Here is a 25685-nt window from a genome sequence, read left to right on the forward strand (position 1 = left end):
TCCATGACCTCGACCAACGACATCCGCCGCGGCTTTCTCGACTATTTCGGCAGCGAAGGGCACCAAATCGTGCCCTCCGCGCCGCTCGTGCCGCAGAACGACCCGACGCTGATGTTCGTGAATGCGGGCATGGTGCCGTTCAAGAACGTGTTCACCGGCCTGGAGTCGCGGCCCTATTTCACCGCGACCAGCTCGCAGAAGTGCGTGCGCGCAGGCGGCAAGCATAACGATCTCGACAATGTCGGCTATACTGCGCGGCACCATACCTTCTTTGAAATGCTAGGCAATTTCTCGTTCGGCGACTATTTCAAGGAACAGGCGATCACCCACGCCTGGACTCTGCTGACCAAGGTCTGGGGCATTCCCGCTGAAAAGCTGACCGCCACCGTCTATCATACCGACGACGAGGCATTCGACCTGTGGAAGAAGATCGCGGGGCTGCCCGATCACAAGATCATCCGCATCCCGACCAAGGACAATTTCTGGGCGATGGGCGAGAATGGGCCGTGCGGTCCGTGCTCCGAAATCTTCTACGACCACGGCGAGCATATCTATGGTGGCCCTCCCGGTAGCCCGGAGGAGGATGGCGACCGATTCGTCGAGATCTGGAACCTGGTGTTCATGCAGTTCGAGCAGGAAGCCAATGAGATTGTCGGCGAGCTGCCCAAGAAGTCGATCGACACCGGCATGGGGCTGGAGCGGATCGCCGCCGTCCTGCAGGGCGTGCACGACAATTACGATACCGACACCTTCAAGGCGCTGATCGCCGCCTCGTGCGAGCTGACGCACACCAAAGCCGAAGACGGCCAGAAGGCGTCGCACCGCGTCATCGCCGACCATCTGCGCTCGGCGGGCTTCCTGGTCGCGGACGGCGTGCTGCCCGCCAATGAAGGGCGTGGCTATGTGCTCCGTCGCATCATGCGCCGCGCGATGCGTCACGCGCATCTGCTGGGCGCCAAGGAGCCGTTGATGCACCGTTTGGTCCCGGCGCTGGTCGCCGAGATGGGCGCGGCCTATCCCGAACTGGTCCGCGCGCAGCCGCTGATCGAAGCGACGTTACGCCAAGAGGAGACCCGCTTCCGCCAGACGCTCGACAAGGGGCTGAAGCTGCTCGACGAAGCGACGGCGGGCATGGCGCCCGGCGCGACGCTGGCGGGTGAGACGGCGTTCAAGCTCTATGATACCTATGGCTTCCCCTATGACCTGACCGAGGATGCGCTGCGGGCGCAGAACCTGTCGGTCGATCGCGCGGGCTTCGACGCCGCCATGGCCGAGCAGAAGCGCGCCGCGCGCGCCGCCTGGAAGGGCTCGGGCGCCAAGGCGTCGGACGATGTCTGGTTCGACATCGCCGAAGAGACCGGCTCGACCGAATTTCTGGGCTATGCCTCCGACACCGGCGAGGGCGAGGTCCTGGCGCTGGTCAAGGACGGCGCGCGGGTGGACAGCGCCGCGGCCGGCGAAAGCGTGGCGATCATCGTCAACCAGACGCCCTTCTACGGCGAGAGCGGCGGCCAGGTCGGCGACAGCGGCACGATCTCCAGCGACACCGGGCTGAAGGCGGTGGTCACCGACACCTCCAAGCAGCTTGGCCGCGTGTTCGTGCACAATGCCGAAATCCAGGAAGGCGGCATCAAGGTCGGCGACAGCGTGAAGCTGGCGATCGACACCAGCCGCCGCGCCGCGATCCGCGCGAACCATTCGGCGACGCACCTGCTGCACGAGGCGCTGCGTCAGCGGCTGGGCACCCATGTCGCGCAGAAGGGCTCGATGGTCGCCCCCGAGCGCCTGCGCTTCGACTTCTCGCAGCCGGTCGGCATGACCGCCGACGATATCGCCGAGGTCGAGGCTAAGGTGAACGAGCAGGTGCGTGGTAACGGCCCGGTCGTTACCCGGCTGATGACGCCCGACGAGGCGATCGAAATGGGCGCGATGGCGCTGTTCGGCGAAAAGTACGGCGACGAGGTTCGCGTCGTCTCGATGGGTGAGGATGCCGACGGCACCTACAGCCTCGAACTCTGCGGTGGCACGCATGTGAATGCGCTGGGTGAGATCGGCGTGTTCAAGATCGTGTCCGAAGGCGCGGTGTCGAGCGGCGTGCGCCGCGTCGAGGCGCTGACCGGGGAGGGCGCGCGCGCCTATCTGTCGCACCGTGACGACATGCTGAAGGCCGCCGCCGCGACGCTGAAGACAACACCCGACGAAGTGCCCGCGCGCATCGCCGCGCTGGTCGAGGATCGCCGCCGTCTGGAGCGCGAACTGGCCGAGGCCAAGAAGGCGCTGGCGATGGGTGGCGGCGCGGGCGGTGCCGTGGCCGGGCCGGAGCAGATCGGTGACGTGGCGTTCATCGGCCAGGTGCTCGACGGCTTCGAGGCCAAGGGGCTGCGCGGAGCCGTCGACGATGCCAAGCAGCGGCTCGGCGGATCGGGTGTCGCGGTCATGGTCGCGGTGAATGACGGCCGGGCCTCGGTCGCGGTCGGCGTCACTGACGACCTGACGGCCAAGCACAATGCCGTCGACCTGCTGCGCAAGGCGGTGGCGGCGCTGGGCGGGCAGGGCGGCGGCGGCCGTCCCGACATGGCCCAGGGCGGCGGCCCTGACGGCGCCAAGGGCGCCGACGCGCTCCAGGCGGTACGGGACGCTCTGGCAGGCTGATACTTGCCGACATAGGGGGCGGGCGATGCGGGCGACGGTTATGACGGCTTTGGCATGGCTCGCTTCCTTCGGCACCGTTCAGGCCGTATCGGCGCAGGCGGGAACGTCCTCTCCGTTGGACCCGATCGTGGTCACGGCTCGCCCGCTACCCGCCAAGCGCGAAACGCTGCGATGGTTTCGGATGATTGCGGGCCATCCAAACGGTAGTGAACCGCTGTCGCGCATGACTCAGCCGCTATGCATCGGTGGCGTCGGTCTGCGCCGGGACATGGTGCTGGGGATCGCCGACCGGATCATGGGCAATGCGATGCGCCTGGGTATCGAGCTGGGCGGCGAGAAATGCAGCCCCAATGTCTTGGTCCTGTTCGTCGAAAACGGAGCCGATCAGGTAAAGTGGCTCGCCGATCATCGGCCCGGCATTTTTGGCCGCCTACAAGCTTCAGAAGTCAGTGCGATGATCCGGGACAAGGGGCCGGTCCATGTCTGGCACATAACCGCGATCACCAGCCGTGACGGCGATCGGATCATGCAATTCGGCAACGAACTGCCGACGCTGACCATCCCCAGCGCCAGCCGCATCGACCTGCCCATCAAGTCGCGAATCGCGGCGGCCGTCATGCTGATCGATCGCAACGCCGTGTATGGCAAGTCGATCAACCAGATCGGCGATTACGCCTCGATGCGCCTGCTGGCCGAGGTCCGCCCGCGTAATAGCGAGGCGGTGCCCAGCATCTTGTCGCTGTTCGACACTGGCAGCAGTGCGCCCGAAGCCATGACACCGTTCGACTGGGGCTACCTACGTGGTCTTTACGCGGGGCAGGGTAACAAGCCGCCCGCGTTTCAATTTGCGGACATGGCGCGTTTCGTCGACGAGGAAATCAAGAACGGAGCGGCCAAGCCATGAAACCACCAAGCGGACGCCGTGACCTGACCGCCGGGCCGATCGGTCGGACGCTGTTGCTGTTCGCGCTGCCGACCCTGGGATCGAGCGTGCTGCAATCGCTCAACGGGTCGATCAATGCGATCTGGATCGGGCATTTTCTGGGCGAGCGGGCGCTGGCGGCGACGACCAACGCCAATATCATCATGTTCCTGCTGGTCGCGGCGACCTTCGGCTTTGGTATGGCGGCGACCATCCTGATCGGTCAGGCGATGGGGCGGCGAGACGTCGAGGCGGTGCGTCGGGTCCTTGGCTCGGCGCTAGGGCTGTTCGCGGTGATCTCGGTCGTGACGGTGGGTGTCGGATGGCTGGCCGCACCGGCCATCTTGCGTGCGCTGGCGACTCCGGCCGAGGTGTTTCCGCTGGCGCTCGCATATCTGCGGGTGATCTTCGTCGCGATGCCGCCGGGATTCCTTTCGGTATTGCTGACCATGGCGTTGCGCGGGGTCGGCGATTCGATCACGCCGCTGAAGTTCATGGCGCTGGGCTCGGTCCTCGACGTCGCGCTGAACCCCGTCTTCATCCTGGGGCTGGGCCCGGTGCCTGCGCTGGGGATCGAAGGGTCGGCGATCGCGACGCTGATCGCCAATACCGGATCGCTGCTGGCGCTCGTGACCTATGTCTATGCCAAGGATCTGGTCATCCGCCTGCGCGGGGCGGAATGGCGCTATCTGCTCCCCACCGCGGAGTTGCTGAAGACCATCGTGGTCAAGGGGTTCCCGATGGGCCTCCAGATGCTGGTCGTATCCACCTCGGCGCTGGCGATGATGGGGCTGGTCAACCGGCATGGGACGTCGACCACGGCGGCCTATGGCGCGGCGAACCAGCTTTGGACCTATATCCAGATGCCCGCCATGGCGGTGGGCGCCGCGGTCAGCGCGATGGCGGCGCAGAATATCGGGGCGGGGCAGTGGGACCGGGTCGACCGGATCACCCGCGCTGGTTTGCGCATGAACCTGCTGCTGACGGGCGTGCTGGTCGTCGCGGTGACGCTGCTCGACCGGCATGTGCTGTGGCTGTTCCTGGGTAATGAGCAGAATGCGATCGGCATTGCGGCCAAGATCAACCTGATCGGCGGATGGAGCTTTATCCTGTTCGGCGTGTCGATGGTGCTGGCCGCGACGGTGCGGGCCAATGGCGCGGTGGTGGGGCCGCTGGTCATCCTGGCGATTGCGATGTTCCCGGTGCGCTTCGGCCTCGCCAACCTGCTGGAGCCGAGCCTGGGCGCGGATGCGATCTGGTGGAGCTTTCCGGCGGGTTCGCTCGCCTCGATGCTGATGACCATCGGCTATTACCGGCATGGTGGTTGGCGCAAGGGGCGGATGGCGCCCACCGCAGGCAAGGAGGAATGCGAGGAACAGGCGCTGGCCGAGGGGCAGCCGACGAACAAGGCGATGCCGGTGGGGTAGTCGCCGGCGGCGTGCCCCTCCACCATGCTTCGCATGGTCCCCCTCCCCATCGGAGATGGGGAGGAATGACTACTCTGCGGGCGCGATCACCTCTATGATGCCCGGCGCGATCTTTGCCGTCACCGGCGTGCGGGCCAGCACCTCGCCATCGATCGAGATGGGTAGCGGAGGGATGGTGGTCAGTTTGATCTCGCGACCCCGGAAATCGCGAACCTTTTCCTTGCGATAGTCGCTGCGCAGGATGCTCGCCGCCCAGTTGACGATCAGGCGGCGCTTCACATGGCCGCACACCGCTTGCACGACGATCTCTCCCGAATCGACGGCGGCGGCGTCCACCAACTCGGTGCCGCCATGATAGGGACCGTTGGAGATGCGCACCTCGACCACGCGCAATCGCTCGCGCGTGCCATTCTGCTCGACGATCAGGGTGAAAGGGCGAAAGCGCAGGAACTGATAGGCGGCCCAGGCGAGATAGCCGAGACGTCCGCCCACCCGCTTCAGGCCGTGCGGGACCGTTTCGGCGATCTTGGGGCTGATCCCCATCGCGGCGCAATTGGCGTAATAATCATTGTCGATCATGCCCAGGTCGATGCGACGCGGGCGGCCATTGCGGATCACGTCGACCGCGCCTTCGATGGTCAGCGGAATGCCGAGCGAGCGGGCGAAGCTGTTCGCCGTGCCGAGCGGCAGCACGCCCAGCATCACGTCATGCCCGACCATCAGGTCGACCAGCCCGCTGATCGTGCCGTCACCACCGCCCAGGATCAATAGGTCGGGCTTGGCCGCCAGCAATTCGCGCACGGTGGGCTCCAGATCCTTCGGGTCCTCGACCGCGCGGGCGTCAACCGGAAAGGAAAGCTCGGACATCGCCGCGCAGGCCTGCTGAAACAAAGCCTGTCCGCGCCGCGACTTGGCGTTCACCACCATCGCTGCCGATCGAATTTCTCGCACGCGTCAATTCCTTTCGCCCCCGGAACGCTTTGCACGCAACGCTTGGCAAGCGCGGTACGATCCCGCAAAAGCCCTTTTGATGACCGCATCTTATCCCGCGCTTCGCCTTCGTCGTACCCGCGCCTCGCAGTGGAGCCGCAGGCTCCACGCCGAAACGGTGCTGACCCCGGCCGATCTGATCTGGCCGCTGTTCGTGACGGAGGGGCAGGGGGTTGAGGAGCCGATCGCCAGCCTGCCCGGCGTGTCGCGCTGGTCGCTGGACGGGATCGTTGCGCGCGCGAGGGAAGCCGCCGATCTGGGCATTCCTTGCCTGGCGCTGTTTCCCAACACGCCCTCGCACCTGCGCACCGACGACGGGCGCGAGGCGATGAACCCCGACAACCTGATGTGCCGGGCGATCCGCGCGATCAAGGATGCGGTGCCTGACATCGGCGTGCTGACCGATGTCGCGCTCGATCCCTATACGACGCATGGCCATGACGGGCTGGTCGATGCGGCGGGCTATGTCGTGAACGACGACACCGCCAATGCGTTGGTCGAGCAGGCGCTGACCCAGGCGCGCGCCGGGTCGGACGTGATCGCGCCGTCGGACATGATGGACGGGCGGATCGGCATGATCCGTGGTGCACTGGAGGCCGAGGGCTTCGTCAACGTCCAGATCATGGCCTATGCGGCGAAATATGCCAGCGCCTTTTACGGGCCGTTCCGCGACGCGGTGAACACGCGCGGGCTGTTGAAGGGTGACAAGCGCACCTATCAGATGGACCATGCCAATGCCGAGGAAGCGCTGCGCGAGGTCGCGCTGGACCTGGCGGAGGGTGCGGACAGCGTGATGGTGAAGCCGGGCCTGCCCTATCTCGACATCATCCGCCGGGTGAAGGACGAGTTCCGGGTGCCGACCTTCGCCTATCAGGTGTCCGGTGAATATGCGATGATCGAGACGGCCGTGGCGGCAGGGGCTGCGGATCGTGATGCGATGGTTCTAGAGACACTGATGGCGTTCAAGCGCGCCGGTTGCTCGGGCGTGCTGACCTATCACGCCGCCCATGCCGCGCGGTTGCTGAACGCCTGATCCTGCACCCGGTGACACGCCGTATCCCGGACCTGGCGGCGCGCGCGCTGTTCGTCGCGACGATCCTGACCGGATCGTTTCTGCTGTTCCTGGTCCAGCCGATGGTTGCGCGGATGGCGCTGCCCAAACTGGGCGGTGCGCCCGCCGTCTGGAACTCGGCGATGTTCGTCTATCAGGCGCTGCTGCTGGGCGGCTATGCCTATGCCCATGCACTTGGGCGGTGGCGGCCCAGGGTGCAGGCCGGAGTGCATAGTCTGGTGTTGGCGACGGCGGCCTTGTGGCTGCCGATCGGGTTGATGGCGGTGAACCTGCCCCCCGATGCCGAACCGGCGCTGTGGGTGCCGTGGCTGCTGGGGCTGTCGATCGGGCCGCTCTTCTTTGCGGTGTCGGCGCAGGCGCCGCTGATCCAGCGCTGGTTCGCGCTCGCCCAGCCGGGACGTAACCCCTATGCGCTGTACGCGGCCTCCAATCTGGGGAGTTTTGCCGGGCTGGTGGCCTATCCCTTGCTGGTAGAGCCTTCGATGACGCTTCATGGCCAGAGCCGGTTGTGGAGCCTGGGATACGGCGTGCTCGCGCTGCTGGTCGTGGCCTGTGCGACGCGGCTGCCAGCGTCGAGTGACCCGACCGCCGACCCTGCGCCGATCTCGGCGGCGCCGGGGTGGCGGCGCATCGGTTACTGGGTGGCGTTGGCGGCGGTGCCGTCGGGGCTGGTGCTGGCGACCTCCACCTATATCACGACCGATATCGTTGCGATGCCGCTGCTCTGGGTTCTGCCGCTGGGGCTGTATTTGGCGAGCTTCATCATCGCCTTCGCTACCCGGCGGGCTGCGGCCGATACGCTGACCCGGATCGCGCCGGTGACGCTGCTGCTGTTCGGCGGGGTCATCATGGGCGGCTATCCCGAGCGGCCCTATTCCAACGTCGTGGTTGCGCTGCTGCTGCTGTTCATGGTGTCGGTCGCGCTGCACACCGCCATGTACCGGGCCCGGCCCGCGGTCGATCGGCTTACCGGCTTCTATCTGTGGATGGCGGTCGGCGGGGCACTGGGCGGGGTGTTCGCGGGCATATTGGCGCCGGTGCTGTTCGACTGGACCTACGAATACCCGCTGCTGATCCTGGCGGCGGGTGTGCTGATCCCGCAGCAATTCATTCTGCCGGTGATCCGCGACCTGTGGTGGCGACATCCGCGCGCAATGCTGGTCGCGTTGGCGGTGGTGATCGGGCTGGTTCTCGACCTGCGCCTCGTGGGCCCGGCGGCGTGGTTCGGCGAGGAGCGGCAGGGGACGGTGTTCCTGGTTATCGCCGCACTGGGTTTCCTGACCATCGGGGCGCGGACGGGCTTTGTACTGCTGCTCGGCGGAGCGCTGGTCCTGTTCGGCGGTTATCGCGCGCTGTCGCTGTCGATGGAGCGCGACGCCCGGATGCGCAGCTATTTCGGCGTCTATACCGTGCGCGACGGGCCGGGTTATCGCGAGCTGGATCATGGCTCGACCGTGCACGGCATCCAGCTTCGAGGATCGGAGACGCGCGAACGCACGCCGACCACCTATTATGCGCCCTATTCCGGAGTCGGCCGGGCGATGCGCGCCGCACCGATGCTCTATGGTCCGGCGGCGCGGATCGGTGTGGTCGGGCTGGGGACGGGGACGCTCGCCTGCTACGCCCGGCCGGGCCAGAGCTGGCGTTTCTACGAGATCGATCCGGTCATCGTCCATATCGCGCGCGATACCGGGCAGTTCAGCTATCTGCGCCGTTGCCAGCCCGATCCCGTCATCCGCATCGGTGACGCCCGCCTCCGCCTGGCCACCGAAGCACCGGCCAGCCTCGACCTGCTGGCACTCGATGCCTTTTCGTCGGACGCGGTTCCGGCCCATCTGCTCACCCGCGAGGCCTTCGCGACGTATGCCCGCGTCCTGTCGCCGCGCGGGCTGCTGCTGGTCCATATCTCCAACCGCTTCGTCGATCTGGAGCCGCTGGTCGCCGCCGCCGCGCGTGATGGAGGCTGGGTGATCGCAAGGATGAGCTATGTGCCGACCGATCTGGACCGCGAGGCGCAGGCGACCGCGTCGGTCTGGCTGGCGCTGTCGCGCGATGCGCAGGTGCTGAAGACGCTGGAGGCACAGGGCGGCGACTGGGTCCCGGCGGTGGCACCGCCGGGCCTCGCCGCCTGGACCGATGATTATTCGAGCATCCTGCCCTTTATCCGCAAGTTTTGACCAGGTCAGGCGGCGGGCAGGCTGTCGCTGATCGCCTTGATCTGTGCGGCCTGACTCGTGACCGCCGTCGCGGCGCGCTCACGCAGGGTGTCGAGGCTGAGGTAATCCGGTTCCAGCGCGGCGGCCCGCTGGATCGCGCGATCATCGGCCTCGGTCAGGAGCGAGGAGGTCCGTGCACGGATTTCGTCCAGCGTGGCCAGTTCGGTCTGGGCGGTCAGCCAGGCATCGCTGCCGACCACCGCTCCCCGCGCCTTGGCGGCGCTGGCACGCGCCTGGTCGTGCGCCTTGGCGAATTCCTGCTCCACGGCGCTCAAGCGGCGGGTCAAGTCGGCAATCTGCGCATCGAGCGCTGGATCGGGGCGAAGCACGACCGGCTTGGCGGCGGGTTCGGCAAAGCCCTGTTTCTCCACCGGCCGCACCGCCAGCGACGGATAGGGCGTCGTGTCGCGATCCCGCGCACATCCGGCCAGGGCCAAGCCGACAAGAAGGGCACAGGCGCGCCATGGATGGGCAGGCCGGGCGGACGGGGCAGGGCGATAAGGCGTCATTGCGATCCTCCTAACCGCATTCGGCGTGAGGGACCAAATGCCGCAAAGCGCGGCAAAGGTCCGTCCGCAGAAAAAATGTGGATAACCTTTGCAAAGGGGTTGCCAAGATTCCGAAGCGCTTCTATCAGCCCACCTCCACAGCGCGCCCGTAGCTCAGCTGGATAGAGCATCAGACTACGAATCTGAGGGTCGGACGTTCGAATCGTTCCGGGCGCGCCAGTGGATCAAAATCAGGTCGTCATCGACCTCATGCGCGCCCGTAGCTCAGCTGGATAGAGCATCAGACTACGAATCTGAGGGTCGGACGTTCGAATCGTTCCGGGCGCGCCATTTCTTGCCATATCATTGGTACCATGGGCTTCGGCCCCGACCTTAAGCCGGGGCCTGTCCCTTCGTCAGCGCCAGCCAAGTGCGGGCGCGATGTGGCGCAGGATGTTTTCGATCACATGCGCGTTGTAATCGACGCCCAGCTGGTTGGGCACGGTCAGCAGCAGCGTGTCGGCCTCGGCGATCGCTTCATCGGCGCGAAGCTGTTCGATCAGCCGCTCGGGCTCATCGGCATAGGAACGGCCGAAGACCGCGCGCATATTGTCGATGATGCCGACCTGATCCCGGCTGTCGTCGCGGCCGAAATAGGCGCGGTCCTGATCGGTGGTCAGCGCGAAGATCGACCGTGAGACGGACACGCGCGGCGCCCGGTCATGCCCGGCCGCCGCCCAGGCCTCGCGATAGGCGCGAATCTGTCTGGCCTGCTGGACATGGAAGGGCTCGCCGCTTTCGTCGGCCTTCAGGGTCGAGCTTTGCAGGTTCATGCCCTGCTTGGCCGCCCAGATCGCGGTCGCATTCGAGGCGGAGCCCCACCAGATACGGTCACGCAGTCCCGCCGAATGCGGCTCTAGCCGCAACAGCCCCGGCGGGTTGGGGAACATCGGGCGGGGATTGGGCTTGGCGAAGCCGTGCCCCTTCAACAGGTGCAGGAAAACCTCGGCATGGCGGCGACCCATATCGGCGTCGGTCTCGCCTTGTGCCGGGCCATAGCCGAAGTGGCGCCAGCCGTCGATCACCTGCTCGGGTGAGCCGCGGCTGATCCCCAGTTGCAGGCGCCCGCCGCTGATGAGGTCTGCCGATCCCGCGTCCTCGACCATGTAGAACGGGTTTTCGTAGCGCATGTCGATCACGCCGGTGCCGATCTCGATCCGGCTGGTCCGCGCACCGACGGCGGCGAGCAGCGGGAAGGGGGAGGCGAGTTGCTGCGCGAAGTGATGGACCCGGTAATAGGCCCCGTCCGCGCCCAGCTCCTCGGCAGCTACCGCGAGGTCGATCGACTGGAGCAGCACGTCCTGCGCCGAACGCGTGGCGGACTGGGGCGAGGGCGACCAATGGCCGAAGGAGAGGAAACCGATCTTTTTCATGTGCCCAAGATAGGGCGGTGGCGCGATCGGTCCACCGGCACGGTGGAAACGATCGCTTTCCGAAAAGGTGTGTCGTCAGCGCGCGCGCCAGTCGCTGGCGATCGCCTTTTTCTCGCCCGCCGCATCCAGCGGCATGTCGGCCATCATGTCCTGCGCCGCCGCCATCAACTCGGCATCGGACGACCCCGCCTGGACATAACCGCCGCCTGCGCCGGGTGCACTGCCCGGCATGGTCCGTCGCAACGCCCATCCCCTAGGATCGCGGCAGGCGATGCCGTCCGCCCCGGCCGACTGGAACACGCGGCAAAAGCCATTGTCCTGCGCGCGGAAGCTGACCGCGATCCGCACCGGGCCTTTCGTGCCGCTCGGTTGATCGTCGAGCGCCTTTGCGAGCGAACCGGCGGCATAAAGGCCCTGATCGGTCGCCCTGACCGGCCCTTCCTGATGCACGCCGCGCCCGACCACGAGACCGACGACCAGGCACGCCGCCATCGCGGCCGCCGATCGCCAGGCGGCTGAAACGCGTGGCGGGCGGCCCTGGCGTTGGGGCATCTGCACCACATTGGTCTTCAGCATTGCGGCGAGGTGGTCGGGCACGGGATCGTCGGCGATCGGGGCATAGGCCGCACCCAATCTTGCCCTAAGACGCCGATGGCGCGCGACCTCCTCGGCCAAGGACGGATCAGCGGCGATGGCACGCTCCACGCGCTTGGCCGTCAACGGATCGAGCGCTTCGTCGGCATAGGCCATCAGCAGTTCGGGTTCGATCGTCATGCCGCTTCTCCCAGCCGCGCCATCAGCGCCTGCCTGCCCCGTACCAGTCGCGAGGTCAGGGTGCCCATAGGAATGTCGAGTATCTCGGCGGCCTCCTTATAGGCCATCCCTTCGACCAGGACGAGTGCCACCGCCTCGCGTTGTTCGTCGGGCAGGGTGTGCATCGCCGCGTCCACCTCGTTCAGTGCGACTCGCGCCTCGGCATTGCCAGCACCGCCGACGCCCAAGCCCGCCTCCTCGGCGACGAAGGTCTCCGCCGCGCGCGACCGGGCGCGGGCGGTGTCGATCCAGGCGTTGCGCATGATCCGGTACATCCAGCTATCCAATCGTGTCCCCGCCTGCCACGAGCCGCGCGCCATCAGCGCCTTTTCGATCGTGACCTGGCACAGATCGTCCGCATCCGCCCCGTCATGGGTGAGCGATCGCGCGAACCGCCTCAGTCGCGGAAGCAGCGCCAACAACTCGGTTTCGAAAGCGGCCAAACCTGTTTTCCTTGTTGCAGGGATGAAACGGATGAGGTTCATCGTTTAATCCATGTCAGCATGAATTTTGACAATGGGTGAACGGCGATGAAGCGGACGACCCGCTATCTGGCGATATCGATGGCGGCGGCGGGGCTTGCGCTGGGCGTGACGGCGGGGCGGGCGCAGCTGGTGCCGTCGTTGCCGGCAATGCCGTCGCTCCCCGGTGGATTGCCCTCGATAGGTCGGGGGATTTCGTCGTTGGCCGATCCGGTGATCGAGCGGATGGATGCCGCCTCGCGCGCGACCGTGCGACAGCTGGAGCAGGTCCGCCGCGCGACCTTCACGCAACTGGTCCGCGACCATCCGGACGCGATCGCGCTGGACCCGATGGGCTTCCCGGCGCGCGCGGGCGAGGTGGTGCTCGATGCCCCCAGCGATGCGCTGCTCGCGGCGGTCGGGCGGCTGGGCTTCTCCGTGATCGAGCGTGACGATGTTCTCGGGGTCGGCTTCGTCCGGCTGCGCGTGCCGCCGGGCCAATCGCTCAAGGCCGCGCTGAAGGTTCTGGAGAGGCTGGGTGGAGAGGTGAGCGCCGATCAGCTCCATCTGCCGAGCGGGAGCGGAGCACCGATCGCGGTGTCGGCGTCCGAAGGGAGCGCAGGGCGTGGGACAATTGTCGGGGTAATCGATGGCGGGGCCGAGGGGGCCACGCTGACAAAGGGCTTCGCGACAGGCGCGCCGCGCGCCAATGACCACGGCACGGCGGTCGCTTCGCTGATCGCAGGGGGCAGCGGCATCCGGGGTTCGCTGCCCGGCGCGCGGATCGCGTCGGCCGACGTCTATGGCAGCGATCCGGCGGGCGGCAACGCGACCGCCATTGCCAAGGCCTTGGGCTGGCTGGTCGAGCAGCGCGTGCCCGTCGCGACGATCAGCCTGGTCGGTCCCGCCAACCCATTGCTGGCCCGCGTCGTCGCGGCGGCGCAGCAGCGCGGCCTTATCATCGTGGCGGCGGTCGGCAACAACGGCCCCGCCGCGCCGCCCGCCTATCCGGCCTCTTATCCTGGCGTCATCGCCGTGACCGCCGTCGACGGACGCGGGCGACCGCTGATCGAAGCGGGGCGCGCGAGTCATGTCGACTATGCCGCGCCCGGGGCGGACATGCTGGCGGCCGGGGTCGGCGGTCGTCGTTTCAAGGTTCGGGGTACCTCCTTCGCCGCGCCACTGGTCGCCGGGCGGGTGGTGGCGGCCTATCCGTCGCTCGACCCCGCTCGCATCCGGGTCGCGCTGGCCGAAATCGATGCCGAAGCCAAAAAAATCGGGCGTAAAGGCGAAGAAAAATTCCTAGGTCGTGGAATAGTTTGCGCCGATTGCCGGACCACGGCGCAGTAAATCGCGCATTTTTTCGGGATTAAACCGGAAGCCCCTCTCGTTGTCTCTCCAGAAGTTAAGGAGAACGATGATGAAGAACCTTCTTTCCGGCACCGCGATCCTTGCTGCGGCGCTCGTCGCGATGCCCGCTTCGGCGCAGCTGCTTGGCGGTGGTGGCCTGGTCGGTGGTGGTGGCCTGGGCGGTCAGCTCGGCGGTGTCACCGGCGGCCTGACCGGCGGTGCGAATGGAGCGTTTAACGGCGCGACCCAGAGCGGACGTGCTGCCACGGAAGCCACCGCGCGGACCCGTGGCTTGGTGCGCGGCGACCGGGCTGTCGACCTGCGCCGTGGACGGGTGGCGGCTTCGGGCGAAGCCTCCGGCGGCTCCATGCTGGACAGCGCGACGCGTGCGGGCAGCCAGTCGGGCGGCGCTAATGGTTCGGCCTCCGGTACGGTCGGCGGTGGCGTGGATGCCCAGCTGGTCGGCACCGATGCGGTACGCGACGTGGCGGGCCGAGGCGTGAACACGGTCGGGAACGTCGCCGGGCGGGTTCGCGATACGGCCGGAGCAGCTGGCAACCGGGTACGGGGCGCGGCCTCGAACCTGACCGAACGGGCCGCCAATGCGGGTGGCAATGTCGCTGGCTCGGGTTCGGGCACCGCATTGGCGGCGGGCGGCAACGGTTCGCTCACGGGCAATCTGGCGCTGGCCGGTAGCGGCGCGGCGCAGGGCGGCGCCTTCCCGGTCGATACCGGCATGGTCGTCCGCGACGTGCAGGGCCGGGCGATCGGCGCGGTGCAGTCGGTTCGCACCAATGCCCGGGGCGCCGTCGAGCGGGTCCTCGTGAAGGTGGGGGACAAGGTCGCCAACCTGCCTGCCGCCAACTTCTCCGGCAAGGGCAACGTCCTGGTCTCGGCCATGGGGCAGGGCGATGTGAGCAGCGCCGCGAAATAAGCGCACTGCGGGATGCGCCCGCCCTGGGAGAGGCGGGCGCATCTTTTCGTTCATCGACTGGCGAAATACCGTTCCAGCCGGGTGGCTTCCGCCGGGCTGATCGCGACGACCGCGCCGTGCTTCGGCCGGGTGAAGTTCGTCGCCTTCATTGGCGATCCGGCCTCGTTGAACCGCCCGATATTCCGATAGGTCACGAAGTCGGTGGTCTCAGCAAAACCCATATTGTTCGGTTTGATGCCGAACACATCGTACATCAGGACATAGGTATTGGTGCCGTTCCGCCGCCACAGGGTCGGCGCCTCCGACGAAGCGGTTTCGGGATCGACCTTGCGCAGATCCTTCGTCCAGCCGCTATTGATCCGCGACGATTCCGAATGGCGGATATTGCCCGGCGCCTGGTGCGCGACATAGAACATGTGGTATTTGTCGCCGACCTTGGTGATGTCGGCATCGATCACGTTCACTTTCGGATCGGGATATTCGAACAGCTTCTTGGGCTCTTCGGTCAGCGTGCTGAAGTCCTTGTCCGCATAAGAATAGACCAGATAATTCGGCCCGTTGCCGTCGCGAGTGGTGAAATAGACCATCAGCGCCTTTCGCTGAGGATCATAGATCGTCTCGGGCGCCCACATATTGCCAGCGTCCCGGTAGCGCGGGAACAGCGCCGAGGGCGTAACCCGCGCCTGCGTCCAGTGGATCAGGTCGTAGGACTTCATGAATATCATGTTGCGGTTGTTGCCCCAGCCATATTGGGCATCGGGCCGCTCCCACTGGGTATCGCGCAGCCCCTCGCGCTGGGCGAAGATGTGCAGGTCGGTCATCGACATATAGAAGCCGCCATCGGGGCCGCGCATGATGTGGGGATCGCGAATGCCCTTTTGCTCGGCCACGTCCCGCCCGGCCATGACCGGCTGCCCGCCGTTGACGTCGGTAAAGCTGTAGCCGTCGCGCGAGGTCGCGAAGTGCAGCGAATGATCCTCATCGGTGAAGAAGGTCATGAGATAGGCCGTCCGCGCATCGCGCGGGGCGGGCGGCTTGGGCAGGCTGCCCTTCGCCACGATCGCCAGGCGGCGCGGTGCGGTGGCGGGTGCCTGTCCGCTGGCGTGGATCGCGGTGGTCGCCAGCAGCGCGCTGATGGCGGCACATGTACGGATCAATGTCTTCACGAGCTTCTCCCCTTTTTCGGGAGAGGCTATATCAACTGTCTGACAAATGCCAGCCGGACAGGCATGCTGCCTCGCAAACCGGGTAGCTTCATGATTGGTAGTGGTGGCTTCGCCGCTTAGCACGCAGTCCAACGGTATCCTGGAGGGCTTCCGATACGGCTACCCCTTCGGAGCATCGTTCAAGGACTGCCCCATTCGTTCGCCCGCTTGGCGATGTCTGGCGAGGCGGCGGCGGATCAGGTGGATGTGAACCATAAGGGGACAGGTAATGCTGCGATAGGGCAATCTCCGTGCTCCTCGTGTTGAGCGCATGCTTTCCGATGGATAGACGTTTTCCCATGACGGCGCGTGTCGCGCGCCTGGACGAGCATTCCGGGGGGCTTTGCATGACGGCGACGGATCAGGGGCGTGTGGCGTCCTCGCTATGGAGCGATGAAGCGGTTTGGCGTGACGTCCATCTGATCGATCGTCGCGGCATCGGTCTGCTGGCCTATCTGCGCGCCGTCCATGGGCAGAGCCGTGACCAGGACGTGGTCATTCTCAACGGGGCGCTGGGTTTTGCGCACCGCTATTGCGATATCCTGGCCGCACTGGTTCTCAAATGGGGGCGTCGGCCCTGGGTGGTGCTGGTGGACTGTACGTGGGAGCAGAAGAGCCGTTCGCTGGAGAAGCGGGCGCGGTGGCTGTCCTGGGTGATGCCAGCCGTGTCCAAGGCGATGGTGCGCATGATCGATCACGACAAGCTGGTCTATTGCGTGCTTTCGTCTTCCGAGCGGGAAGAATTCGCCGATCGGTGGAAGGTCGATGCCGATCGCGTGGTCTTCACGCCGTTCTGCCATACGATGTACGAGAATCGACACCCCAATTCCCATGGGAACTACGTCTTCGCAGGTGGAAATTCGCTGCGTGACTATCCCCTGGTCACGAAGGCGTTTCGCGATCTCGACATCGATCTGCGGATGGCCACGTCCTATCGCGAGGACAATCTTCCGGCCCATATCCAATGCCGGTCGCTCCCGCACGAAGCCTATATGGACGAGCTGCGCGGGGCGCGCCATGTCGTCGTGCCGCTCGAACAGTCCACCCGGAGTGCGGGGCAACAGACCTACTTGAATGCCATGCTCCTCGAGAAGCTGGTCATCGTCAACGACGTGCGCGGCGTGCGGGACTATATTGATGATGGCGAGACGGGTTTGATCGTCGACAGCACGCCCGATGCCTTTGCCGCCGCGATCCGCTGGGCGGAGGCTCCTGAGAACAGTGGGGCGGTGGATATCATTCGCCAGCGGGCGGCCGCATTGGTCGGGCGCCGCCACAGCCTGGCGGCCTATCTTTCGCAAGTGCGGGCCGTGGCGTCGCATTTGATACGCCGTGGCACGACGGACTTGCGTGCGCTGGACGGTTATCCGGCCGAGGTGCACGGCCACTCTGCCTGAGGGGCCGTGACGTTCAACGGCCGATCCGGAGCCCGTGAACAGCAGCCCTCGGGGCCGGTGCCTTCATCAGGAGGCCCAGCGTTATGCCCAGCGCGAACCAGATGTAAATCTGGTCGATAAGATAGTAGAGCATGTTATCGCTCAGTCCCGCCACGTTGAAGCTGAGATTGAGCATGATGATGAATGTGGCAAGACCGGGATCATGCCGGAATCGCACGATAGCGAGAACGCAGATTCCGAAGATCAGCCACAGATAAGCGGCCAGGCCGACAAAACCCTGTTCAAAGGTGATCTGCACGAAAATATTGTGCGCACCCGAACCGGCAGAAGCATTCAGCGGAAAGAACTGCTGCGAGCTTGGCAGGAAGGAGTAGGCGCCGTGACCCAGCACGGGTGCCTCCTTTATGATCGGCCATGACGCTTTCCAAAGAAAGACACGCCACGTCCCCGAGTCCGCTTCGACCGGCCCTTCGGCATCGGTGTCGCCGCGGGCCGTCGCGATGAAATACTCATAGCTGACGGTCGGCTTGGAATGGAAGACCTCCGTGACGCGCTCGTTCACGCTCGGGATGGCGAGCGCAAGGAACGGGGCGGGAAGGATCATCAGCAGCCAGATCGGGCGGCGCAGCGTCGATACGAGAAGAAAAGAGAACATCGCGACGAAGGCCGAGCGGGTGCCGGTCAGCAACAATTCGAGCGTCGCCAGGGCGCAAAAGACGATGGCGACGTTACGCAGGGCTTTGCTCTTGATCCAGCCCCAGACCAGGCCGTGATAGCAGAAGCTGATATAAAAGAAGAGGAAGAAGGCCAGCATATTGGGGTGGCCGGCCGCGCCTCTCAGGCGTTCGTGGAAACCATCAATGGCGTAATAGAGAATGGAAATGAGGATCGGGAAGATACCCGCCAGGATGATGATCGCGGATATGCGGACGATCGAAAAATAGCGACTATAATGATAGCCGATCGCAAAAAGGCAGAAGAACGTCAGGACGTTCCAGAAGAACTTGACCCCGTCCACCGGGTAGGCGGTGTAGAGGACAGATCCGAACAGCGAGATCAGGAACGGCAGCCAGAGCGCGAGGGGAACCGCAGCGTCGGATTGCATCGCACGATGGGAAAACAGCGTGTAGCCGAGGAGGCAGAACGCGATGAACACGAACGCGAAGTTGAACAGGATGCCAAGCGTGAAGTTTGCGGAGCCCATCGAAATGGTGGTGTCCATCAGCACGCGATCCAGCCCGAAGCGGATCGTCAGCAATAGGAAGACTATACCCGAAAAGGGTGCGGCCATCCAACCGTTGCCACCCTTTGGCGAAGGTGCCCGCCCGCTTTGCCGCGCGCCGGGATGACCGATGCCGGTCAGGGGCGGAGCAGGGAAGGTCATCGCGTCACCCGCGCAGGGCGAAGCGCCGTGTCGAAGGTCGGTCCCATGGCATCGGCGAACGCAATCGTGACATGGCCGTGATCCGCAAACACGCTATTCCCGCCCTGAATAAACTGGCAACTGTCCTGGCGGCAGATGAATTTCCGCACGTCGATCAGTGAGAGCTTTCCTTGCTGGGACAGGGCGTTCTCCGTGTTGAGGACATTGGCGAAATCCTCATCAAATGCGGCAGTGCTCACGCCGATCGGATGCCGAGGTCTACCGTGGAAGGCGAGATCGCGGGATACCACGCTTGGCAGCTCATATTCGGGATTGGGGATAGCCGTGACGGCATAGACGGTCTTGCCCGCGGCCCGAAGGGCATCGACGGTTTCGGCAAAGCGGCGGGCCGCAGGCAGGAAACGTCGGTTCGCCGATTTGGCACCACCCGCGCTAGCGCCAGCCTCCTTGCGATATTGCGGCCAGTTTTGGGCCAGGATCACGATCTTGGCCGGAAGCTTTGCTATCAGGCGAAAGTTTTCGTTCTGGATTCGCGCGCAATCCGCGTCCTGCCCGCCGCGCACCGTCGGCGCGCAGCCATAGGCGTTGACCAGCACGGCCGAACGGCCATGCAAAGCGCGCTTCAACGCAGGCACGTACATCTGGGCATGGCTGTCGCCCCACAGGATGATATCCGCCTTGCGAGGGTCGCGTGAGGGAAGGTCTATGCCGCAGGCATAATAGGAGCCCAACGGGACGAAGGACGACGGGCCACACCGCCAGCTGTCGTCCTGATCGGCGTTCAGCGCGACGATCGATGGTGAAAAGCGCTGCGGAAAGCCGCCGCTGAGGATAAGCGCCAGGCTGAGCAAGGCCATGACGGCACCGGCGACGGCCGACCATCCCCAGATCTTCGACCGCGAACTCACATGGCGGAACGGGCGTTCGACATAACGCCAGGACAGATAGGCCGCAGCGACCGATGCCACGACCGCCAAGGTCGCCAGCGCAGGGGTGATGGGGTCGATATGCACATAGCGGACAAAGGCCAAGATGGGCCAATGCCACAGGTATAGCGAATAGGAGATCAGCCCGATGAACCGCAGCGGCGCCGACCCCAGAATTGGCGACAGGCTGTGCTCGCCCTTTTGTCCCGCCCAGATGATTAATGCGGACCCCAGCACCGGCGGAATCGCGCTGACGCCTGGAAAGGGTGTCGCTGCGCTATAGGTCAGGACCGAAAACACGATCATGGCGACGCCCGCGGCGGCGGCGACAGCGCCGACCATGCGGTGGCGCACACCCGGTATCAACCCCGTCGCCAGCAGCGACCCCGTCAGCAATTCCCAGGCGCGCGACGGCATGAGGTAGAAGGCCATCACCCCCTTCATATTCCCGACGAGAAACTGGGCTGCCCAGAAGGACACCGCCATCATCGACACGATGGCGACCGGCAAAATTCGGCGCCGCCAGCGCCCCAGCACGAGGATGCACAGGGGAAAGAAGATATAGAACTGCTCTTCGACACCCAGCGACCAGGTGTGGAGCAGGGGCCATGTCTCGGTAATGGTGGCGAAATAGCCCGATTGACGCCAGAAATAGACATTGGAGCCAAACAGAAGGGCCGAGCCCATGCTTTTACCGAAGGCCAACAGGTCGCCGGGCAGCAGGATGAAGAAGGCCGCGATGGCCGACGTCACCATCATCGCCGTGAGCGCAGGCAAAATGCGGCGGAGGCGTCGTTCATAGAAGCGGGTGATCGACGAGTCCTGAAGCAGTCCCGTCGTGATGAGGAAGCCAGAGATGACGAAGAACACGTCGACGCCGACGAAGCCACCGAGGAAAATCTCGACCCCGGCATGGAAGAGCACGACTGGCACGACCGCCAGCGCGCGGAGACCATCAATGTCGGCGCGATAGGCGATCTTGCTGGGCTGAAGCGTCTCGGCAGGCTTATCCTCCGCAGCGGCCGAGCGCTGGTTGCTGCCCTCCGGCATCGACGGTCGAACAAAGGGATCGGCTATGCCGCCGGCGTGAGAGGTGACGGGCATCATGATCGGCCGCCCATCTTACGCCCGTGGCGGCGCGGTGTGCGCCTGCGCTGCATCATACGCGTCGTCCGATCGCGCGGTGTCAAAACCCATGATTATGCCAGCCCCCTTTGATCGGTTGGCTTAGATGGGCGGTTTGTACCACGCAACGCGGATGGCGTGGCGCAAGGGCGAGGGGCGGTTCATGCCGGATCACACGTCTTCCGGGACCTTCGTCAAAGAAAAGCGCTGCGCGATCCGGTGTTCGAAATCATCAGGTGGAAAGAAAAATGGAGCATTATCAAGACGTAATATGCGTCTTCGGTGAAATGCCCGGGCGCCATCCCGACCGGGTCGCTTCGCCGGTCAGGATGAACATGGCCCCGTGGAACGAAATGACGCCGCGCGAGTTGTGCGTCTTTGGGACGAATCTGTCACATCCAGTGCAAATCGACCGTCGCCCATCGCGCCTCTATGAATGTCGCGCAGATCGACGGTCGTTCGTCGCCACGTCAACTTGCGTTCGATACGCCTTGCGCCTTGGGCAGCTCTGCAATGTCGGAGGATTCGGCCCATAGATTGATCCCGCCATCCTGTGTCGCCTGATCGATGGCGGCGAGTTCCTCGGCTGCGAAGTCCAGCCGCGCGACGGCATCCAGGGAATCGTCCAGTTGCTCCACTGTCCGCGCACCGATCAACGCAGAGGTGATGCGGGGATCGCGCAAGACCCAGGCAATCGCCATCTGCGCCAGGGTCTGTCCGCGTGCCTGGGCAATCTCGTTCAGCCGCCCGATCGCCGTCAGATTTTGCTTGGTCAGCAGCGACTGCGACAGAGATCCGCCCCGGCTGGCCCGTGCTTCCTGCGGCACCCCGTTCAGATATTTGCTGGTCAGCATACCCTGGGCCAGTGGCGAAAAGGCGATGCATCCCGTGCCCAGGTCCTCCAATGTTGCGAGGAGATCGCGCTCGATCCAGCGGTTGAGGATCGAATAGCTCGGCTGATGGATGAACAGAGGCACCTTTTCCGCGGCCAGGATCGCCGCTGCGCGCCGGGTCAGCCCCGCGTCATAGGAGGAAATCCCGACGTAAAGCGCCTTGCCCTGTCGGTGCAGCTGGACCAGCGCGCCCATCGTCTCCTCCAGCGGCGTTTCCGGATCGACGCGGTGCGAATAGAAGATATCGACATAATCGATACCCATCCGCTTCAGGCTCTGGTCGCAGCTCGCGATGAGATATTTCCTGGACGATCCGATATCGCCATAGGGCCCCGGCCACATGTCCCAGCCCGCCTTGGTCGACAGGATCAGCTCGTCGCGGTGGCCAGCGAAGTCGGTCGCCATCACCCGCCCGAAATTTTCCTCGGCCGAGCCATAGGGCGGGCCGTAATTGTTCGCGAGGTCGAAATGGGTGACGCCCCGGTCGAAGGCGCGGCGCAGGATCGCCCGGCCCGTCTCGAACACATCGGACCCACCGAAATTCTGCCACAGCCCCAGGCTGATCGCGGGCAGCTTCAGCCCGCTGCGCCCCGTGCGGCGATAGGGCATCCGGCCGTCATAGCGCGCCGGGTCGGCGGTATAAGGATCGGGAAAAGCCATGACAAAATCCTCTATAGTCGATGCGCGGACCCAGCGCCGGGCGGGCGTCGCCGTCAATCACCTGGCTCAGGCCAGCACCTCGTTCAGCCTTGCCAGCCGATCGGCGGGGCTGTCGAGCCGTTCCTTCAGCAGATAGCGGCCGTCCTTCTGCTCCATCCCCTCGATCGCGCCAAGGGGGGAGTCGCGGCCATGCGGCGTCAGCGCGATGGCGGCAGGCCCCGCATCGATCCGGGCGATCCCCATGGCGCGCATCCGTTCCCGCACGCGGGCAAGGGTCAGCAGCGTGGCGACGTCTTCGGGCAATTCGCCGAACCGATCCTCCAGTTCCGCCTCGAACGCATCGATCGCGGCATCGTCGCGCAGTCGTCCCAGCCGGGCATAGAGCGAGATGCGCAGGTCTTCGTCGGGAATCCAGGCTTCGGGCAGGCGCCCCTCGACACCGATGCGCAGCTCGGGCGTCCAGCGCTCGACCGTCTCGCCCCGCGCGGTGCGTAGCGCGTCTTCCAGCAATTGCTGGTACAGCTCTACCCCGATCAACCGCATGTGCCCGGCCTGGGTATCGCCCAGCAGGTCGCCCGCGCCGCGCATGTCCAGATCGCGCGCGCTGATCGCGAACCCCGCACCCAGCCGGTCGAATGCCTCCAGCGTGCGCAGCCGTTTCAGGGTGCGCGGCGCGATGGCGTCCTCGCCCTTGGCGAACAGCAGCACCTGTCCACGCCGATGTCCGCGCCCGACGCGTCCGCGCAACTGGTGAAGCTGCGCCAGGCCGAAGCGGTCGGCGTGGACGATCGCCATGGTGTTGGCGCGCGGCACGTCCAGCCCCGCCTCGATGATGTTGGTCGCCAGAAGGACATCGCCTTCGCCCCGGCCGAAGCGGACCATGACGTCGTCGATTTCGGCGGCGGGCAGCTTGCCATGCGCCTGCATCACCTCCAGTTCGGGCACGACCCGGGCGAGCTTTTCGGCGAGCGGCGCCATGTCGGCGATGCGCGGGACGACGACGAAACTCTGCCCCCCGCGCGACCGCTCGCGCAGCAGGGCGGCACGCAGCGTTTCAGGTGAGAAGGTGGACACGGCGGTGCGGATCGGCTGGCGCCGGGCGGGCGGGGTGGCGATGATCGACAATTGGCGCAAGCCCACCAGCGCGGCCTGCAGCGTGCGCGGGATGGGCGTGGCGGATAGGGTCAGGACATGGCCCGACGATAGCGCCTGAAGCCGGGCCTTGTCGGCGGCACCGAAACGCTGTTCCTCGTCGACGATGACCAGCGCCAGATCGTTATAGGTCACGCCCTTGGCCGCCACCGCGCCGGTGCCGATCACGATGCGGATGCTGCCATCGGCGAGCCCGGCCTTGACCTTGCGCTTCTCGGCGGCGGTGGACAGGCGGGATAGCCCTGCAACCGCGATGCCCGCTTCCTCGAACCGCGCGGCAAAGCTGTCGAGATGCTGGCGGGCCAGCACGGTGGTCGGCGCGGCCACCACCACCTGTTTTCCGGCAAGCGCCGCGATGGCGGCGGCACGCAGCGCGACCTCGGTCTTGCCGAAGCCGACATCGCCGACGACCAGCCGGTCCATTGGGCGCCCCGAAGCCAGGTCGGCGCGCACCGCCTCGATCGCGGTCAACTGGTCGGGGGTCTCGCTATAGGGGAAGCCTGCGGCGAACCGCTCATATTCGGCGACCGGGGGATCGAGAACGGGAGCGTGCCGCTCGGCGCGTTCGGCGGCCATCTCGGTCAACTGGCGTGCGGTCTGGGCAATCGCCTCATCGATGCCGCGTCGCCGCTCATGCCAGCTCTTGCCGTCCAACGTATCGAGGCGAACCGCGTCGTCCTCGCCGCCATAGCGCCACAATCGGTCGGCCTCGGCTACCGGAACCAGCCGGGTGGCGTCGCGGGCATATTCCAGCTTGATCGCGTCGCCGGAGATGCCGTCCTGTCCATCGATCGTCTCCAGCCCGATGACCGTGGCGATACCGTGATCTTCGTGGATGACGGTGTCGCCGACTCGGATTTCAGCGGTCTGCATCAGCGACAGGTCGATATGCGGCGCTCCCCCGTCCTCGCGTTCGGCCCGGCTGCCGAGCAGGTCGGCGGCGCTGATCGCCAGGATGCCGTCACGCGCAAAACCGCGTTCGGCGGGGGCCACTAGCGTCAGGAGCGCTCCAGATTTGGCCGTCGCGACTTCGTGCCAGCTTGTCCCACGTTTGGCGGTCTTGCGAAGGACGTTGTCGACGCGTTTGCCCAGGAATCGCAGGTCGCGCTCGCTGCCCATCAGCACAACTCGGATGCCGTTCTTCATCGCGGCACGCGCGGTGGCGGCGAAGTCGCGCAAGGGCGAGCGGCTTTCCACGAAGCGCGGCGGCGGCTCTGCGATGCGGAAGATGGCGGCCGTTTCGCGCTTGTCGAACGCTTTCCGCCAGGCGCTGTCGGCGATCATGTCGCGTACCGCCCGCTTCGACCCGCGCTTGGCGACATCGGCGCTCAGCAGCAACAGGCGGCGGCGACGCTCGTCGGCGGCGGGTTCGATGATGACGCAGGCATCCGGTAGATGGTCGAGCAGGCTTGTCCGTGTCTCGCCGAGCGGTGGTTCGGCCACCCGGCCAAGCTCGCGGCGCTGGATTTCGCCGATGCTGCGCTGGTCGGCGGGATCATAGGACCGGATCGCGATGATCCGGCCTTCCGCCACTTCGATACGCAACGGCTGTTCGGCGTCGGCGGGGAATATGTCGAGGACATGGCCGCGAAGCGCCACCTCGCCCGGCTCATCCACGCGTTCGTCGGCGACATAGCCCAGGTCGAGCAGCATCGCGTGAAGCTGGCCCAGATCGCACGCGTCATCGATCGCGACGCAGGGCGGCTCGGCAGCATAGGTTTCGGGCGGCGGAAGGGCGCGAGCGAGCGCTTCGCCCGAGGTGACGAGGGCGATACGACTCCGATCCTTTGCCGCCAATGCCATTTGGGCACGGTGCAGCGCCGATACGCGCTGCCCGACATTGGCGGGTGAGGCAGGCGCGTCGTCGCCCGGCAGGGCGTCGGAACCGGGGCAGAACAATATGGTCGCATCGGGCGCCATCGCCTCCAGCATCCGCGCAACGCCAGCTGCGCGGGTCTCATCCGTGACGGCGAGGATGATGTCCGACCGGCCGAGGATTTCCGCAGCACCCGCCGCCAGCTCGGCAATACCCGGCAGCGGCACGGGACCGTCTCCTGCGGGGGGCATGGTGGCAATCTCGGCTTCGGACAACATGCGCAACGACCGGCACTCCAGCAGACATGGCAAGGCTTTTCGAACGGGTGGGCACGTCGGCCGTTCCGCCGAAGATCAAAGACTTATCCCC

General features: G+C 65.6%; 18 protein-coding genes and 2 tRNA genes. 10 read left to right on the top strand and 10 right to left on the bottom strand.

From position 1 onward, the window contains the following. The first annotated feature begins 3 nt into the window (after nt 1-3). The 3 genes from alaS to AC1GI4_RS01040 all read left to right on the top strand — a co-directional run bounded on the left by alaS (nt 4) and on the right by AC1GI4_RS01040 (nt 5001). Nucleotides 4-2652 carry an alanine--tRNA ligase gene (gene alaS / locus AC1GI4_RS01030; RefSeq protein WP_479628220.1) on the top strand — a complete coding sequence of 883 codons (2649 nt, stop codon included), beginning with the start codon at nt 4-6 and terminating at the stop codon, nt 2650-2652. Between the two features lie 223 nt (nt 2653-2875). Continuing rightward, entirely contained in the window at nt 2876-3556 is a 681-nt protein-coding gene (locus AC1GI4_RS01035; protein WP_479628221.1) for a hypothetical protein, read from the top strand. After that, nucleotides 3553-5001: an MATE family efflux transporter gene (locus AC1GI4_RS01040; RefSeq protein ID WP_479628222.1), complete on the top strand. Its 1449-nt coding sequence runs from the start codon at nt 3553-3555 to the stop codon at nt 4999-5001. Before AC1GI4_RS01035 ends, AC1GI4_RS01040 begins: the two co-directional genes overlap by 4 nt. A 69-nt stretch (nt 5002-5070) precedes the next feature. Here AC1GI4_RS01040 and AC1GI4_RS01045 read toward each other — a convergent pair whose 3' ends face one another. Then, nucleotides 5071-5928: a diacylglycerol/lipid kinase family protein gene (locus AC1GI4_RS01045; protein WP_479630321.1), complete on the bottom strand. Its 858-nt coding sequence runs from the start codon at nt 5926-5928 to the stop codon at nt 5071-5073. Between the two features lie 103 nt (nt 5929-6031). Between AC1GI4_RS01045 and hemB the strand changes: the two genes are divergently transcribed. Beyond that, on the top strand, nt 6032-7024 hold the full coding sequence (hemB, locus tag AC1GI4_RS01050; RefSeq protein WP_294275502.1) for a porphobilinogen synthase: 993 nt from the start codon (nt 6032-6034) through the stop codon (nt 7022-7024). An 11-nt stretch (nt 7025-7035) separates the two neighbouring features. After that, a complete protein-coding gene (locus AC1GI4_RS01055) occupies nt 7036-9240 on the top strand; it encodes a spermidine synthase (protein ID WP_479628223.1) in 2205 nt (734 codons plus the stop codon). A gap of 5 nt (nt 9241-9245) precedes the next feature. On the opposite strand, the gene AC1GI4_RS01060 is transcribed toward AC1GI4_RS01055, so the two are convergent. Further along, the gene (locus AC1GI4_RS01060) at nt 9246-9788 is read right to left on the bottom strand and encodes a hypothetical protein (protein WP_479628224.1); all 543 of its coding nucleotides are present in this window, start codon (nt 9786-9788) and stop codon (nt 9246-9248) included. A 142-nt stretch (nt 9789-9930) separates the two neighbouring features. Here AC1GI4_RS01060 and AC1GI4_RS01065 point away from each other — a divergent pair. Then, nucleotides 9931-10007, top strand: a tRNA-Arg gene (locus AC1GI4_RS01065). A 34-nt stretch (nt 10008-10041) separates the two neighbouring features. Beyond that, nucleotides 10042-10118, top strand: a tRNA-Arg gene (locus AC1GI4_RS01070). Between the two features lie 65 nt (nt 10119-10183). Here the strand turns inward: AC1GI4_RS01070 and AC1GI4_RS01075 are convergent. From AC1GI4_RS01075 to AC1GI4_RS01085, 3 genes are all read right to left on the bottom strand, one after another. Beyond that, nucleotides 10184-11200 carry an LLM class flavin-dependent oxidoreductase gene (locus tag AC1GI4_RS01075; RefSeq protein ID WP_479628225.1) on the bottom strand — a complete coding sequence of 339 codons (1017 nt, stop codon included), beginning with the start codon at nt 11198-11200 and terminating at the stop codon, nt 10184-10186. 75 nt (nt 11201-11275) lie between these two features. Then, nucleotides 11276-11974 (bottom strand): anti-sigma factor family protein, encoded by a 699-nt coding sequence (locus AC1GI4_RS01080; RefSeq protein ID WP_479628226.1) that lies wholly within the window; start codon nt 11972-11974, stop codon nt 11276-11278. Beyond that, the gene (locus AC1GI4_RS01085) at nt 11971-12498 is read right to left on the bottom strand and encodes an RNA polymerase sigma factor (RefSeq protein ID WP_479628227.1); all 528 of its coding nucleotides are present in this window, start codon (nt 12496-12498) and stop codon (nt 11971-11973) included. Before AC1GI4_RS01085 ends, AC1GI4_RS01080 begins: the two co-directional genes overlap by 4 nt. Nucleotides 12499-12543: 45 nt before the next feature. On the opposite strand from AC1GI4_RS01085, the gene AC1GI4_RS01090 reads away from it, so the two are divergent. Together AC1GI4_RS01090 and AC1GI4_RS01095 are read left to right on the top strand one after the other, a co-directional pair. Then, on the top strand, nt 12544-13824 hold the full coding sequence (locus AC1GI4_RS01090; protein ID WP_479628228.1) for a S8 family serine peptidase: 1281 nt from the start codon (nt 12544-12546) through the stop codon (nt 13822-13824). 70 nt (nt 13825-13894) lie between these two features. Then, nucleotides 13895-14758, top strand: a complete 864-nt coding sequence (locus AC1GI4_RS01095; RefSeq protein WP_479628229.1) for a hypothetical protein — start codon at nt 13895-13897, stop codon at nt 14756-14758. A gap of 50 nt (nt 14759-14808) precedes the next feature. On the opposite strand, the gene AC1GI4_RS01100 is transcribed toward AC1GI4_RS01095, so the two are convergent. Beyond that, nucleotides 14809-15924: a glycoside hydrolase family 43 protein gene (locus AC1GI4_RS01100; protein ID WP_479628230.1), complete on the bottom strand. Its 1116-nt coding sequence runs from the start codon at nt 15922-15924 to the stop codon at nt 14809-14811. Nucleotides 15925-16214: 290 nt separating this feature from the next. Between AC1GI4_RS01100 and AC1GI4_RS01105 the strand changes: the two genes are divergently transcribed. After that, nucleotides 16215-17360 carry a glycosyltransferase gene (locus tag AC1GI4_RS01105; protein WP_479628231.1) on the top strand — a complete coding sequence of 382 codons (1146 nt, stop codon included), beginning with the start codon at nt 16215-16217 and terminating at the stop codon, nt 17358-17360. A 13-nt stretch (nt 17361-17373) separates the two neighbouring features. On the opposite strand, the gene AC1GI4_RS01110 is transcribed toward AC1GI4_RS01105, so the two are convergent. From AC1GI4_RS01110 to AC1GI4_RS01125, 4 genes are all read right to left on the bottom strand, one after another. Then, nucleotides 17374-18744, bottom strand: coding sequence for an O-antigen ligase family protein (locus AC1GI4_RS01110; RefSeq protein WP_479628232.1), 1371 nt, complete (start codon nt 18742-18744; stop codon nt 17374-17376). Beyond that, complete coding sequence (locus AC1GI4_RS01115; protein WP_479628233.1) at nt 18741-20777, bottom strand: acyltransferase family protein; 2037 nt, start codon at nt 20775-20777, stop codon at nt 18741-18743. The genes AC1GI4_RS01110 and AC1GI4_RS01115 overlap by 4 nt, the downstream gene beginning before the upstream one ends. Nucleotides 20778-21265: 488 nt before the next feature. Continuing rightward, nucleotides 21266-22348 (bottom strand): L-glyceraldehyde 3-phosphate reductase, encoded by a 1083-nt coding sequence (gene mgrA, locus AC1GI4_RS01120; protein ID WP_479628234.1) that lies wholly within the window; start codon nt 22346-22348, stop codon nt 21266-21268. 66 nt (nt 22349-22414) lie between these two features. Beyond that, entirely contained in the window at nt 22415-25594 is a 3180-nt protein-coding gene (locus AC1GI4_RS01125) for a helicase-related protein (protein ID WP_479628235.1), read from the bottom strand. Nucleotides 25595-25685: the final 91 nt, after the last annotated feature.

It is taken from the genome of Sphingomonas sp. 77B, assembly GCF_056497825.1.

Coding starts and splice junctions, on each gene's coding strand:
- AC1GI4_RS01125 (WP_479628235.1), bottom strand. CDS start 25,594: ATGTTGTCCGAAGCCGAGATTGCCACCATGCCCCCCGCAGGAGACGGT.
- AC1GI4_RS01040 (WP_479628222.1), top strand. CDS start 3,553: ATGAAACCACCAAGCGGACGCCGTGACCTGACCGCCGGGCCGATCGGT.
- AC1GI4_RS01080 (WP_479628226.1), bottom strand. CDS start 11,974: ATGACGATCGAACCCGAACTGCTGATGGCCTATGCCGACGAAGCGCTC.
- AC1GI4_RS01095 (WP_479628229.1), top strand. CDS start 13,895: ATGAAGAACCTTCTTTCCGGCACCGCGATCCTTGCTGCGGCGCTCGTC.
- AC1GI4_RS01060 (WP_479628224.1), bottom strand. CDS start 9,788: ATGACGCCTTATCGCCCTGCCCCGTCCGCCCGGCCTGCCCATCCATGG.
- AC1GI4_RS01110 (WP_479628232.1), bottom strand. CDS start 18,744: ATGACCTTCCCTGCTCCGCCCCTGACCGGCATCGGTCATCCCGGCGCG.
- AC1GI4_RS01075 (WP_479628225.1), bottom strand. CDS start 11,200: ATGAAAAAGATCGGTTTCCTCTCCTTCGGCCATTGGTCGCCCTCGCCC.
- hemB (WP_294275502.1), top strand. CDS start 6,032: ATGACCGCATCTTATCCCGCGCTTCGCCTTCGTCGTACCCGCGCCTCG.
- AC1GI4_RS01085 (WP_479628227.1), bottom strand. CDS start 12,498: ATGAACCTCATCCGTTTCATCCCTGCAACAAGGAAAACAGGTTTGGCC.
- AC1GI4_RS01115 (WP_479628233.1), bottom strand. CDS start 20,777: ATGATGCCCGTCACCTCTCACGCCGGCGGCATAGCCGATCCCTTTGTT.
- AC1GI4_RS01045 (WP_479630321.1), bottom strand. CDS start 5,928: ATGGTGGTGAACGCCAAGTCGCGGCGCGGACAGGCTTTGTTTCAGCAG.
- AC1GI4_RS01090 (WP_479628228.1), top strand. CDS start 12,544: ATGAAGCGGACGACCCGCTATCTGGCGATATCGATGGCGGCGGCGGGG.
- mgrA (WP_479628234.1), bottom strand. CDS start 22,348: ATGGCTTTTCCCGATCCTTATACCGCCGACCCGGCGCGCTATGACGGC.
- alaS (WP_479628220.1), top strand. CDS start 4: ATGACCTCGACCAACGACATCCGCCGCGGCTTTCTCGACTATTTCGGC.
- AC1GI4_RS01035 (WP_479628221.1), top strand. CDS start 2,876: ATGACTCAGCCGCTATGCATCGGTGGCGTCGGTCTGCGCCGGGACATG.